The sequence below is a fragment of the Limisphaerales bacterium genome, assembly GCA_014382585.1.
Taxonomy (GTDB): Bacteria; Verrucomicrobiota; Verrucomicrobiia; order Limisphaerales; family UBA1100; genus JACNJL01.
The window spans coordinates 51,665-64,456 of the sequence record JACNJL010000045.1; the positions used below are offsets into that span (position 1 = coordinate 51,665).

The window sequence follows — 12,792 nt, forward strand, 5'->3', positions numbered from 1 at the left end:
GGACTAAAAGGAAAGAATGCGGTCCGAGCGGTTACTTTCCCTCGCGCATGATATCCACAGAGCAGCCGACGGCTTCAAGTTCACCACCGACGCGAATGGCTTCATCGTGGTCGTAGCCGGTGAGCGCAGTAGGGCGCTCCTGTTCCAGCAGCTCAAAAATATCAAAGGTGCTCAGCATGGGCTTGATTCGGCGCATCACTTGTACGGCTTCATAGGAATCAGTGGGCACACGGCGGATAAGCACGCGTGTGCCTTGAGGCAGTTGGGGCTCAAGGATTTCCGGCTGCGGCTCGGGTGTGGGGAGCATCGGTGGCAGTTCCTCTACTTCAAGTTTTGGTTCGGGCTCATTTTCCAAAACATCCGGGTTGATGATTTTACCCAGCGCAATTGCGTAGCGTTCGTTGATGCCCATCGGGCTGAGGTTCACATGATTGCCCACTTGCTCCACGGATGCGGGATCGAAATAAATCACGGCTAGTTTGCCGCTGTTGTGGGTGTAAATCAATTCGGATCCTGAAGAGTCGCCCAGTTCCAGCATTTTGGGCTCTAAGACAGGAGGCTCTTCCCCTTTCGTTGGCATCTCGCTGATGTCTTTTAATATTAAAACGCTTGAGTTGAGAATTTGTTCCCGCTTTAGCACAAGGGTGCCATTGGAGTCGACGAGGTAACAATGAATCATGCTGTTTTCATCTGTGTAAGCATTGGCCTCCACTCGAACCTCTCGTTTCTGGCCGCGCCGATTGAGGTATTGTAGTAATACCACCACGGGCTCTCCCTCGTCCTCTGGCGTTTTAATGCGAAAATTCGGATTCAATATCTTCAGGTCTTCGGGGTTGATGATCCGTTCCAGATTCAAAACGATGATGTCCCCCGTATCCGCCCGGACACATTGCACGTTGTTATTTTCGTTCCAGCATGCTTCGGGCTTCACCGCGAGCTTACGTATGTCGGTGTTTTCCCAGTACTCCAGCAGCACGAATTCCCCTGAGGGCAGAACCGGGGGCAAAGGCTCCTGTTTAATCGCTTTCAACACATGCCCGCAATTCCAACAACGCATTTCACCTTCCCATGCCCGCACGTGGCCGTTGGAACAATTCGGGCAATCTCTGCTGGCAACGTTATCCTTGTTTTGTGGGTTCTTCGATAGCCCGAGCACTTCGGGGTTTTTGATGCGCTCAAACACCAGTTCCATTTTGCCTCGGCTGTTCGCAAGATTTACTTTTACCTTGTTATGATTTCGAAATGCCGAGGCGGGATCCACATAAGCGGTGCGATGTTCTCCCGATGAATTGACGTACTGGAGCAGGACTCGTTTTCCGAATGGCTTTGAGCGGGTGGCTTTTCTGTTTTCAATTTTATCTCCAACGTAATTGCCAGTTTTTGATCCTATCCAAACAAAAAAAACTATAGATGCAATCATTGCCAAGCCTCCGATGTCAGTACCAAAACCGATTTCATCCAGCACCGCAATAACCAGAATCCCTCCAATAAGGCCCACAAAGGAACCAACTATCATGAATAAGCAGCTACAGGCTTTCTTCATTATTTTAACTCCACCGTGCAACCGGCGGATTCGAGGTCTTGTTTAATTTTCTCCGCCTCAGCCCGTGGGAGGTTTTCCGCCGCCACCTTGGGAAAATCGCGGAGCATGCCGTACACGTCAAACGCGCCCAAATCCGGCCGCGCGGCCTGCAGCACTTTTGTGGCTTCGTACGAGGTCATCCCAATGGCGGTGATAACGACATTCACCGTGGCCGGTTCTGTGGTCACTGGTTCGGGTTCCGGCTCCACAGGCTCTTCCAACACCGGTGTGATTGGTTCTTCAGTGAGCGGTGGTGCTGCCGTTTGCAAATCGCGTTGCTCTAAAATGTTATCCTGTTTCAGCGCGATGCGCGTGAAGGTGGGGGCCACCCAAACATTCATGTGCGCGTTCGACGGCTGCATGGAACAGGCGAGGGCCTCGAATTCTTTTTCCTCGCCGCGAAAGTTGCGATAGCGGATGGCCTTGTCAGCGATCATCCGTTCGCGCGTGAGCGTGATGCGCTGGAAAGTGGGCTCCACGCGCACGCTGATGGTGTTGCCTTTGGAGGTGATGGAATTCCACACGGCGTTGAACACCTTGTGTTCGCCTTCGTGATTGCGGTAGCCGATGGCCGCGTCCCCGCTCCAGCCGAGTTGTTGCGGGGTGAAATCTTGTTTGCAATAGGGGCAGTGCTGTTTTTCGTTTTGCTCAACGAGAAACAGATACGCGCATTCAGGACACCGCTCCGCTTCCGGACCGCGATAGCGGAAGAGGGAGTGATCGTAATCGGATCCTTCTTCGAAGTCTTTCCCGGGTTCCGGGAGGGGGCCCAATTCATCCTGATTGAGAATACGATCCTGATTGAGCGCAATGCGGATCTTGTCCGGTGCCACCAAAATGTTCATGTGATTGCCCGTCACCTCAATCGTTTTGCGCCAGCCCTCAAAGGTTTTTTCCTCCCCTTTGGAATTGTGGTAGCGGATGGACATATCGGGCGGACCGGTGACTTTTTGCTCCCAGTTGCGCTTACGTTTGGGTTTGGGTTGGTTTTGGTCGTCGCAGTAATTGCCTAGTTTTATGCTGTAACGCATAATTACAAAAAAACCAATCAGGCCGATGGCTTGCACGACTATGTTGTCCGATGCGGATATGGTAGCCCCGGAAATAGTGCACGCAAGCGGGCCGCCAATCAGTAGTACTATCGCCCACGTACAACCTCGGCTTTTTACTTGTTCTTCCATTTCAGTTTTTCCAGTTCTTTGATTTCGCAGAAGCGAAGGCGGCTCGGTACTCGACCGTCCGCATACTGCTGGACGGCTTGCCGTCCCGCAGTATGCGGACGGGCTTCCATAACATCTGTCCACAGGTGGCCCTCTCCCTTACGAGGCCGTTTCCGGTAATGCCACTGCTTTCAGCTTCGGAGGGAACCGGTCCACGCGCGTTTGCCCGTAGCCCGGTGGCAGCCGCCTCCGCTTCTGCTCAATCAATTTCTCGGTGCGTAAAGTAAAGAACGATGATTCCAAATGCCCGTGCCGCAGCAATCGCCGCCGATGGCGCAAACTGGGCAGCCTCATCGCGCGTAATTTGGCAAAGGGCATTTTTTTGAAGTGACCTTTTTTGTGACTCTTCTTTTTGCCGTAACTAAAGGCAATGGCCAGCACTTCCTCGGCCAACCAACGGTCGAGCCGCCGCAGTTGCTGCTCGTCGTCCACGTGTTTCAAATAATAATCGATGATGGCGATGGAGCGATAGCCGTGCTCGAGCACATCGTTGGCCACCTCGATGGCCTTCCGCGCGCGGCCCTTGGGTGAGCGCAGCTTGCCGAGCTTGTGCGCGTAACGCCGCCACGCGAAGCGAAACAGGTTTTGGATCTTGCGCGATTTATCACGCGAAAGTCCCACGCCCCCGTCGGCGCGAAATTCCAGCCCGAGATGCCGGAACTTCTCACACGGTTCAAAATGTTCATCCACTTGGCTGCAATCAGCCTCCGCCGTGAAATAAAAATTCCGGTGATGCTTTGGCTTGCTGCGAAGGCGCAGGGATTCAAAGGATTCGCTGATGATCTCCTCCGCATGCGCCGTTGCGGCACGGTCGCCCGAGAATGCCAATAAATCATCGGCATAACGATAGTAGCGCAACCCCGGTACGCTCGCGAGGCGGCGGTCCAGCGGCGTTAAATATAAGTTGGCGAAGAAACACGCGATGGCCGTGCCGAAGGCTACGCCGCATTGGTTGGTGGTCACGGTGCCGTGTGTTTTGATTCCAAACTCAATCCGTTGGCGTAGCAGTTCGAAGAGGATGTCATCCGGCTCCACCCATTCCGCCAACATCGTCAGCAAGCGCTCGTGGTCGAGGCTGGGGAAATAATCCTGCACATCGCGTTTTACAAAATAAATTGGGCGCGGCAATTGACGCAGTCGCGCGTTAAGGCTGCGCTGGCATTGGTCCACGCCAAAGCCGCCCATCCGATACGCGTGGCAGTTCGGCTCGAATACGCCGTGAAAATAGTGCGTGAGCACACGGTACAGCAGCAGATCCACAATTCGCTCTTCCCACGGGAACAGGTTGATGGTGCGATGTTTGCCATTGAAGTTATAGTGCAACGCAATGCCCGGGCGAAACTGGAATGTCCCGTCTGTCAATTGCTGGTGCAGCTTGTGGATGTTTTTCAACGAATGCCGCGCGAAATCGTACAGCGTGCGGCCGTCGTGCGACATCCCCAGCGCCTTGCGCCACGTGAAGAGCGGTTTGGAATAGGCACGAATCACTGCCTGATGCAGCGCGAGCTCCGAATACACCCGCGCAAAGGTAGCTTTGCGATGCGTCGACGGTAATGGGCAATGGAGATTCATCCCGATAAACAATCTTCGGGCGCGCAGGGTTTGTGGAGGATACCCAAATGCTATGAAATAGAAAACACAAATTATCCACGCGAAATTGACGGCGCGTCTCCTGGGCGTTATGCTTGGCGCGATGTCAGTCGCCACACCCACGGACGCGTTGTCGCAGGAAATCGCTGAGCTAAAGCAACAGCTCAACGCCATCATCCTCGTGCACAATTATCAAGTGCCGGAAATTCAGGATATCGGCGATTACGTGGGCGATTCGCTGGGGCTCGCGCAACAGGCGGCCGATACGGATGCGGACGTTATCGTGTTCTGCGGCGTGCATTTTATGGCTGAGACGGCCAAGATACTTTCGCCCGAAAAAACCGTGGTGCTGCCCGATCGCGATGCGGGCTGTTCGTTGGAAGAAAGTTGTCCGCCCAACAAACTGCGCGAGCTGCAGGCCACAAATCCAAATTTTTTCACCGTCACTTATGTAAACTGCAGCGCCGAAGTGAAGGCGCTCTCCGATGTCATTTGCACCAGCGGCAACGCCCAAAAAATCGTCGAGCAATGTCCGCCCGAAAAAGATTTGCTGTTTGTGCCCGACGAAAATCTCGGCCAATGGGTGATGGAACAAACCGGTCGTCCGATGACCTTGTGGCAGGGCAACTGTTACGTGCACGTCGAGTGGACGCACGCCGCCATCACCAAAATCCGAAACGAATATCCAGACGCCCCCGTTGTCGCCCATCCTGAGTGCACCAAAGCCGTCCGCATCCTTGCCGACGAAGTGTGTTCCACCGAAAAAATGGTGCACTACTGTCGCGCCGCCGAGAGCGACGCGGTCATCATCGCCACCGAAGCCGGGATGCTGCATCGTTTGCAAAAGGAATGCCCCGACAAAAAATTCATCCCCGCTCCCACCGAAAAATGCGCCTGCAACGAGTGCCACTTCATGAAAATGAACACCCTCGAAAAAGTAAGAAACTGCATGCGCGACCTCACCCCGCAAGTCGAGCTTTCCCCCGAAATCATCCAACGCGCCAAGCTCCCCATCGAGCGGATGCTGGAGTGGACGGCGCGGTAACGTGCAACCGGTAGGATGCCGGAAGCACAATTCGCCTTGCCAGCATTTTGGCGCGTGCCACACTTGGGCATGAACCGTTATTTGATTTTCTTCGCGGCACTGTACCTTTCAACAACCCTCTTCGCCGCCGAGCGGTTGGACCGGTTAAATCTTTTGCAATTCCGTGATGCCAAGGGTGTAGTGCAGCCGGTGAAGACTCCGGCGGATTGGGAGCTGCGGCGGACGGAAATTTTGAAGGGGATGGTGGCAGTGATGGGGCCGGTGCCGGGGAAAGCGCGGCGGGTTCGATTGGAGGTGAAGGTGGAGGAGGAAGTGGATGCGGGGAAATATTTTCGGCAGCTCATCACGTTTCAATCCGAGCCGGGCTCGCGCACGCCGGCTTATCTTTGCATTCCGAAATCTGTTTTCATCATCAAGGGCGGCAAGGCACCGGCGGTGCTGTGTTTGCATCCGACGGATAACAAAGTGGGCCACAAAGTAGTGGTCGGACTCGGCGGGCGCGAGGGGCGGGCGTATGCGGCGGAATTGGCGGAGCGCGGTTACGTGACCCTTTCACCGGCGTACACGCATCTCGCCAACTACTGGCCCAACCTCGGCAAGCTCGGCTACGTGAGCGGCACGATGAAGGCGATTTACGACAACACGCGCGCGCTGGATTTGCTGGAAACGCTGCCGTATGTTGACGCCAAGCGCGGCTTCGGCGCGATCGGCCATTCGCTTGGCGGGCACAATGCTATTTATACAGCGGTGTTAGATAAACGAATCAGCGTGCTGGCGAGCAGTTGCGGTTTTGATGCGTATCCGGATTACTACGATGGCGCGGAGCGCAACTGGTTTTTCGGCCGTGGCTGGTGCCAAATCCGTTACATGCCGCGCTTGTCGGATTACCGCGGGCGCACAAAGGAAATCCCCTTTGACTTTCCCGAACTGCTCGGCGCACTGGCCCCTCGCCCACTCTTCGTGCACGCGCCTTTGCGCGATTCAAATTTCCGCTGGAAAAGTGTGGACGTTTGCGCCAAGGCAGCCCTGCCCGTTTACAAATTGTTGGGCAACGAAAACGGACTGACCATCAAGCACCCAGATTACAATCACAACTTCCCCAAGGACATGCGCGAATCGGCTTACAAATTGATTGATTCAGTTTTGAAGAAATGAAAACCAATTCACCACAGAGGCACAGAGAGGTAGGGCGTGCTCTCCGAGCGCGCCAAGGCGGTTTCGGAGAAACCGCCCTACCATTCAAGTGCTGCCAAATCATTAAATTTTGAACAACTTCTTTGCATTTTCAAACAGCAACTTGCGTTCGATTTTTTTGGTTTTGCTGTTGCGGCGGACGGCGGCAATCGTGCGGCTGCCTTGACAGCCGGGGCCGCGGCCGATGGTGTCGGCGCAGTCGCTGCCGTAGAGGAGTTGGTTTTGGTGGCGGTCGAAAAATTCCTTGGTGTGCGCCTCGTCTCGGATGAGTGCATTAAGGCCGGAACCGGCGGAGAGATCGCCAAACATGTTTTCATGATTTGAAAGCAGCTTGTCGGTGATGCCGCCGGGGGTGACTTTGCCTTGCGGGTAATTGATTTTTTGAACGTGTTTTTTGTCGATGTTGCCCCACCACGCTTGGGCGTGGCCGATGAAGTTGACTTTCGGGAATTTCTCCAGCGTCCGATGAAAATTATCGATGCCGAGGTTGTAGGTGTTGTGCTGGAAATGCAGCAGCATCGGCACGCCGAATTCCTGCGCGACCTCGGCCACGGCCCACACGAATTTTGAATCGCACGGCACCTTGAATTTCTGCTCGCCTATAATTACCGCGCCGGCCTTGAGATATTTTTCCAACTCCTTTTGCATATCCGGCAAATCCGGCACTTCATTGGCTCCAAACAAAAACTCCTTTGGATGCTGCCTGGCCATCGCATGCACCGTTGTGTTGCCACCGGTCTTGGCCGCGAGTCCGTTGCTTTTGCCATTGTGGGTGGAAGGGCGATTCACGGGCTTGCCCGAAGGCAACAGAATAGTCGTGGTCACTCCCATGGCCCGCTGATGCTTGAGCATCTTTTCGTCCGTGCGCCCGTGATAATGCGTATGCTGGTGAATATCAATAATTGGCTCCGGCGCATCCGCAGCGGCAATGTCGCGCAGCGCACAACCGGCGGCGAGGGTAGTGGTGGAGGAGGTCAAAAAACGTCTGCGGGAAAGAGCGGAGTTCATCTCTCCAGTGTGCGGGGTGAACGTAAAAAGTCAAAACGCAAAAACCTAAACCACAACTAAAAAGGCAAAAGCAACAACATCAAAATATCAGAGCTTTCGATTTTTTACTTTTCAAAAACCACTTTCAATTCGAAGGCGGGGCCGATGGTTTTGGATTCGGCGTGGTGGGCGGTGGAGTAAGTGGCGTCGGGGGGGAGGTTGGTGGTGAGCATTTGCACGCGCAGCCAGAGGTTGGTGCCGCCGAGGGTTTCGGCAGGGAGGTCCTCAAAGTAAAATGCCGCGCCGCCCCACTTCGGTTGCGGGCGGAGTTGGTCGTGCAGCCACGTCCAGTTTTTGCCATCGCGGCTGGCGGCGAGGGCTATGGCGCCGCGTCCGTTGCCGCGTTGACTGGCCTCGAAATCCCAGCTGTGGCTCCAGCAACTGAAATGCGCCCGCCGCACCCGTCGCGGGCCGAAGGGGAAGCGGTAAGTCAGTGTGCCCACTTCGCGATCACGCGCGGGGGCCCAGTAGGTGATGCCCTTGCCGTCATCTTCCGTAATGCGTTTTACGTTGTTGGTGGCGGCGAGGTAGCGCAGGGCGATGGGGTTTTGCACGGATTGAAACTGGTAGTTGAAATCCCAATCTACGGAGCGTGGGCTGGCGGGCGGGGCGGACTCGGCCTGGTGCAGGGCTTTCATTTCCGGGGCGTCGAGTGCGCGGTTGTAAATGCGCAGGTTTTCCAGCAAGCCTGCGTAGCCGGGCGGTTGTGCGCCGAGAGTGAGCGGGTGGGGCGAGGCGCCGATGCGACCGGTGGCGGGCGAGCGGGCGATGGCTTGGCCGTTGAGCCACGCAACGGCTTCGCCGTTTTCGCCGGGGGTGAAAGTAAAGGCCACGTGTTGCCACGCGTGCGAGCGGATGGTTTCGATGGTGACTTCGTGCTCGCCGTCGTCGGATCGGAAGGAACCGGTCAGTCGGCCGTTGCGCAGTTCGGCTTTGAAGGCACCGCCGTTGGCCCAGTTATGGCTGACGAGTTGATGGTTAAAACAAATCGTGTCGAAGGGATGCAGCCAAAAACAGAAGCTCAAGCCCGGGCCGTTCACTGGAAATGAGGACACGTCCACGCGGGAAATTTTCCGGCCGGTCATTTGCAGCGCGCCGTGGGCGATGCCGAGGCGGTCGGTGGCCCACGTGATGTGCTGCGCCACGGCGTGGTGGCCGTGGCGGGAGTGGTCGCGGGTGTCGCCGTGGAAGGGGTAATAGCCGATTAGATTTTTTGCCAACGTCGCCGGGCCCGCATGGGGAGCGTCGGGAGCGGGGAGTTTGGCGGCTGGTGCGGCTGGTGCGGCTGGTGCGTCGTGGGAGTTTTCGGGTGGGGAATCATTGAGCACGCTCCAAGCCACGGCGGTGAACAGGAGAATCCCTGCCGCGATAGCCCAAAGCGCAGGGCGGCGTTGCGGGGCGAGCGGCCGGCCTTGGGCGAGGCGGCGGAGGTCTTCGGCCATGGCTTCGGCGGAGGGATAGCGGCGGGTGGGCTCGGGATGGCAGGCGCGCACGATGACTTCATTGAGGGCGAGCAGTTGGTCGGTGCGTTCTTCGCCGGAGAGCGTGGGGAAGCTCGGAAACTCCATGCGATCTCGGCCGGTGGCCATTTCATAAAGGGCCACGCCGAGGGCGAAGAGGTCGCCGGCGGGCCGTCCCACGCCTTCGGGCGGCACGTAGCCCGCCGTGCCCACGGCGGTGGCGGCGCTGCTCTCGGTGCGCACGAGGCCCACGTCAGCGAGGCGCGGTTGGCCGGCGATATAAATGATGTTGGAGGGTTTCACATCGCAATGCACCAAGCCGCGCGCGTGCAGTGCGCCCAGCGCGGTGGCGAGGGTTTCGGCGATGTGCAAACAGTCGGCGAAGGGCAGCCGGTCGTGGGTGTCGAGTTGCTGGGCGAGGGTGCGGGGGGTGTAATTTTCCGGATTGAAATCCTCCGAATTGGAATCGAGGTCGTCGGCAATGGCGTTGTCCGCGAGGTCGAGAGTGCAGTAAAACCAGCCATCGCCTTCGCCGGTTTCGTGAAGGGTGGCTAGCTCGGGCGTCTCTCGCGCAACGGGCGCGGCGGCCTGCACGGCACGGAGTTCGCGGAGGTACGGCTTGTCACTGCCGAAGGCGTCGCGCCGGACCACTTTGATTGCGCGCCACACACCGGTGTCAGTACCGGCATTGGATTGCGCCAGCCACACCGTGCCGTAGCCACCCGCGCCGATTTGTCGGTGCAGCGTGTGCCCGGGGATTTCAGGCGGTGTGGGGGTTGGCTTGGGCATTGAGTGGGGATCAGTGTTTAGTGCTAACCCTCAACCCTCAACTCTTTTCCTCTTCAATCACCTTGGCCACCTCGGCGCGGATCAGCTTGGCCACGCGAGTGCGCGCGAGGTACACTTGCATCTTGCTCACGCCCAGCTTCGCCGCCACCTTTTCCACCGGCCAATCGCGGTTCACGTACAGGTCGAACATCTGAAACTGTTTCGGCGCGGCGGTTCGTTGCACGCGTTTTTGGGCCACGTCCAGCAGGTCTAGCTGCGCGGCTTCCCAGTCGCGCAGCGGGTCGATGCTTTCGGGGTCGGGCAGTTGCTCGATGGCGTCGGTCTCGCCCGCGCCCGCGCGTTGGCGGGTCGGCTGGCGGGAGTCGCGCCGGAAATGGTCGATGATCCGCGAGCGCGCCAGCAGCAGCAGCCACGTCTTGAACGAGGCCCTATCCGGATCGTACTGGAACCGGTGGATTGCCCGCGCCACCTGCACGAACGTCTCCTGCGTCACATCCGCCGCATCCTCCTCCTCCAGCCCCGCCTTCAGGCAAAACCGCCACACCACCTCCTGATACAACTCCATAAACTCCCGCCACCCCTCGAAATCCTCCGAATCCCGCAACCGCTCCAGCAACGCCACCGGCGTGGAGACCCGATCCGCCCGGCGCGATCTTTTCTTTTTCGGCTTCGCCATCAACAACCCCTTTTACCCTTCAACGCTCGCGGCCGCCAATTTTTTTCAAAAAAAAGTATTTTGATGAAAAAAAAGCAATCGTCTCAGCGTTTAAGGGTAAAAGACCGTATCGGTCCAGCAATCGGCCAAGCCCCTGAATAGCAGTCTTTTCAATGACCATCCACCTGAGCAGAAAGGGCCAACAATACGGGCCGTACACCTTGGTGCAGGTCAACCACTACTTGGAGGACGGCACGGTACTGCCCACTGATGATGCTTGGGCCGAGGGGATGGCTGGCTGGGTGCCGGTGGGGCAAATCCCCGGAGTGGAGCTGCCCGGGAGCATTGCAGCCAACAGCATCCCGCCCCCGCCGCCACCGATGATGGCGGCGCCTTTTGCGCCCATAGGCGCACCCATGCCGGCCCCCCGCACACGGCGAACTGGATTGATCGTGGGCATCGTGCTGGGCGTGCTGGGAGTTGTGCTGGTGGTGGGGCTGGGGCAGGGGGACGAGGGTGTGGAGTTTGGCAAGATGCACCGAGCGTACCATTCGCGGATTTTTCCTATGGAGATGGAAACGCTCAAGGAATTGCAGCGCCTGGAGAATGTGCGGTCGGACCGCGAGGTCTTGGCCATCGCTCGCGACGTCGAAAACAACCTTTCGATGCGGATTTTGGCCCTGAAAACCATCGACCTGAACCATAATGAAATTGAGGGGTTGAATGACGATTATATCAAAAACTGCGAGCGCGGATTGGAGAGCTGGGGCGAGACGATCCGCGCCCTTGAAGCCGGGAACGATCGCGAAGCCGAAGCCATTCTGGAAAGGCTCACCAAGCGCGAGTTGGACGGCATGATCGAATGGGTCAAGCGTTTCAACCGCCTTTGTGCCAAGCACGACCTGCCAGATCTGGAGACGATCATGGAGGGAATCGCTGAGGGCATGTAACGCCCGGATCGCTGTCATGACGGTGGAATTGAAACAATACTGCCCGTATTGCAGTGGCAAGATTGCCTATCCGCAGGCCTTGGCAGGCACCGCCACCCATTGCCCGCATTGTCGGCGCGAAGTGGAGTTGGCAAAAGATGTGCTGCAGGATTGCCGCTCATGCGGGGAAAAAATGGTATTTTCTGAATCGATGGTGGGCGAGCAGGTGCGCTGTCCGGGCTGTGGGCGAACACTAAAACTGCACCGGCCCGCGAAGGATGCCCTGTGGCGCTCAGGCAATACAGAGGAGACTGCCTTGGCCAAGAGTCAGTTTTTCCTAGTCATGCGCGGGCAAACGGAGGGCCCGTTCACCGAGGCGGAGGTGTGCAATTATATTGAGAAAGACTGGGTGCGCGCGGACACGCGGGTGCAAATGGGCGCGGGCGGGGCGTGGCTTATCATTGGTCAAGTGCCGCAGTTTGCCGCGAGCTTTGCCCAGCAGCGGGCGCCCAAGATGGCGGTGGAGGAGGAGTTTACCGACTCAGGTCCCCCGGAAATTACCGTGCAGCTGGGCGACCAGAATTATGGCCCGTACACCGTCGGTCAAGTGCGTCACGCGCTCAAGATTGGTTCATTCGACGGGTACGCCAAGGCGCATCGTCCCGGAATGCCCGGCTGGCTGCCGCTAAAAAAATGGGGAGAATTCAAAAATCTAGAAGTGGTCAAGGCGCTGGGCGCTGGCTCCAAAAGCTCGAAAAACCAAGGGTTCCCGTGCGCCATAGAGTGTTTGTTGACGGGACTTATCTTCTGGGTCGTCGCTTTGTTTACTCAAGTTTTCAGTGGGCCTATAGGGGTGGTGCCTATGGGGGCGATTGTCTCGTTATGCCTAGCCGCCTGGATCTGGTCGATGTGTCGGTCTTTAGTTTATCCGGATCTCGGCTTTGAAGAGGAGAGTAGCATCTTCTCAGCGCAAGGCATGCGTTACGAGAAAGTCATAGCAGGCATAGTGTTTTGGGGCACGTATATAGGATTAAGGGTCAGTGATATGTGGAAAAAGCATACCGGGCAGGGCGAGGAGGTTTGGCTGAAATTTTTTCTGATTCTTGTCCCCACTGGTTATTTGTTGTTTCGCGGGTTGATGGCTGGAATGCTATTTTTCTCCAAACCGGAAAAAACAATCTCAAGTTGGATCATTAACTCTATCGGGCTATTGATCCATGCCATTTGTTTGTTGTTTTTTTTAATTGGGTTTGTTGTTCTGCTTAACGCCCGTTAAAGATG

General features: G+C 56.9%; 10 protein-coding genes. 4 read left to right on the forward strand and 6 right to left on the reverse strand.

The features are described from left to right. Positions 1–31 precede the first annotated feature (31 nt). The 3 genes from H8E27_10395 to H8E27_10405 all read right to left on the reverse strand — a co-directional run bounded on the left by H8E27_10395 (position 32) and on the right by H8E27_10405 (position 4,374). The gene (locus H8E27_10395; GenBank protein MBC8326022.1) at positions 32–1,543 is read right to left on the reverse strand and encodes a hypothetical protein; all 1,512 of its coding nucleotides are present in this window, start codon (positions 1,541–1,543) and stop codon (positions 32–34) included. Further along, the gene (locus tag H8E27_10400; protein MBC8326023.1) at positions 1,543–2,613 is read right to left on the reverse strand and encodes a ribosomal protein L7/L12; all 1,071 of its coding nucleotides are present in this window, start codon (positions 2,611–2,613) and stop codon (positions 1,543–1,545) included. The genes H8E27_10395 and H8E27_10400 overlap by 1 nt, the downstream gene beginning before the upstream one ends. 288 nt (positions 2,614–2,901) lie before the next feature. After that, positions 2,902–4,374, reverse strand: a complete 1,473-nt coding sequence (locus H8E27_10405) for a hypothetical protein (protein ID MBC8326024.1) — start codon at positions 4,372–4,374, stop codon at positions 2,902–2,904. 121 nt (positions 4,375–4,495) lie between these two features. On the opposite strand from H8E27_10405, the gene nadA reads away from it, so the two are divergent. Together nadA and H8E27_10415 are read left to right on the forward strand one after the other, a co-directional pair. Further along, entirely contained in the window at positions 4,496–5,437 is a 942-nt protein-coding gene (gene nadA, locus H8E27_10410) for a quinolinate synthase NadA (protein MBC8326025.1), read from the forward strand. A 69-nt stretch (positions 5,438–5,506) separates the two neighbouring features. Beyond that, positions 5,507–6,592: an alpha/beta hydrolase gene (locus H8E27_10415; GenBank protein MBC8326026.1), complete on the forward strand. Its 1,086-nt coding sequence runs from the start codon at positions 5,507–5,509 to the stop codon at positions 6,590–6,592. A gap of 102 nt (positions 6,593–6,694) precedes the next feature. Here the strand turns inward: H8E27_10415 and H8E27_10420 are convergent, their stop codons facing one another. From H8E27_10420 to H8E27_10430, 3 genes are all read right to left on the reverse strand, one after another. Then, complete coding sequence (locus H8E27_10420; protein ID MBC8326027.1) at positions 6,695–7,639, reverse strand: amidohydrolase; 945 nt, start codon at positions 7,637–7,639, stop codon at positions 6,695–6,697. Between the two features lie 104 nt (positions 7,640–7,743). Further along, on the reverse strand, positions 7,744–9,927 hold the full coding sequence (locus H8E27_10425; GenBank protein ID MBC8326028.1) for a protein kinase: 2,184 nt from the start codon (positions 9,925–9,927) through the stop codon (positions 7,744–7,746). A 37-nt stretch (positions 9,928–9,964) separates the two neighbouring features. After that, complete coding sequence (locus H8E27_10430) at positions 9,965–10,603, reverse strand: sigma-70 family RNA polymerase sigma factor (protein MBC8326029.1); 639 nt, start codon at positions 10,601–10,603, stop codon at positions 9,965–9,967. Positions 10,604–10,755: 152 nt separating this feature from the next. Here H8E27_10430 and H8E27_10435 point away from each other — a divergent pair, with 152 nt between their 5' ends. Together H8E27_10435 and H8E27_10440 are read left to right on the forward strand one after the other, a co-directional pair. Beyond that, positions 10,756–11,532 (forward strand): DUF4339 domain-containing protein, encoded by a 777-nt coding sequence (locus H8E27_10435; GenBank protein ID MBC8326030.1) that lies wholly within the window; start codon positions 10,756–10,758, stop codon positions 11,530–11,532. Further along, positions 11,471–12,787, forward strand: a complete 1,317-nt coding sequence (locus H8E27_10440; GenBank protein MBC8326031.1) for a hypothetical protein — start codon at positions 11,471–11,473, stop codon at positions 12,785–12,787. Before H8E27_10435 ends, H8E27_10440 begins: the two co-directional genes overlap by 62 nt. The last annotated feature ends 5 nt before the right edge of the window (positions 12,788–12,792 follow it).

What these genes read in the sequence shown, in the direction of transcription:
- H8E27_10425 (MBC8326028.1), bottom strand. Translation starts at nt 9,927, where the DNA reads ATGCCCAAGCCAACCCCCACACCGCCTGAAATCCCCGGGCACACGCTG.
- H8E27_10435 (MBC8326030.1), top strand. Translation starts at nt 10,756, where the DNA reads ATGACCATCCACCTGAGCAGAAAGGGCCAACAATACGGGCCGTACACC.
- H8E27_10430 (MBC8326029.1), bottom strand. Translation starts at nt 10,603, where the DNA reads ATGGCGAAGCCGAAAAAGAAAAGATCGCGCCGGGCGGATCGGGTCTCC.
- H8E27_10395 (MBC8326022.1), bottom strand. Translation starts at nt 1,543, where the DNA reads ATGAAGAAAGCCTGTAGCTGCTTATTCATGATAGTTGGTTCCTTTGTG.
- H8E27_10405 (MBC8326024.1), bottom strand. Translation starts at nt 4,374, where the DNA reads ATGAATCTCCATTGCCCATTACCGTCGACGCATCGCAAAGCTACCTTT.
- H8E27_10415 (MBC8326026.1), top strand. Translation starts at nt 5,507, where the DNA reads ATGAACCGTTATTTGATTTTCTTCGCGGCACTGTACCTTTCAACAACC.
- H8E27_10400 (MBC8326023.1), bottom strand. Translation starts at nt 2,613, where the DNA reads ATGCGTTACAGCATAAAACTAGGCAATTACTGCGACGACCAAAACCAA.
- nadA (MBC8326025.1), top strand. Translation starts at nt 4,496, where the DNA reads ATGTCAGTCGCCACACCCACGGACGCGTTGTCGCAGGAAATCGCTGAG.
- H8E27_10420 (MBC8326027.1), bottom strand. Translation starts at nt 7,639, where the DNA reads ATGAACTCCGCTCTTTCCCGCAGACGTTTTTTGACCTCCTCCACCACT.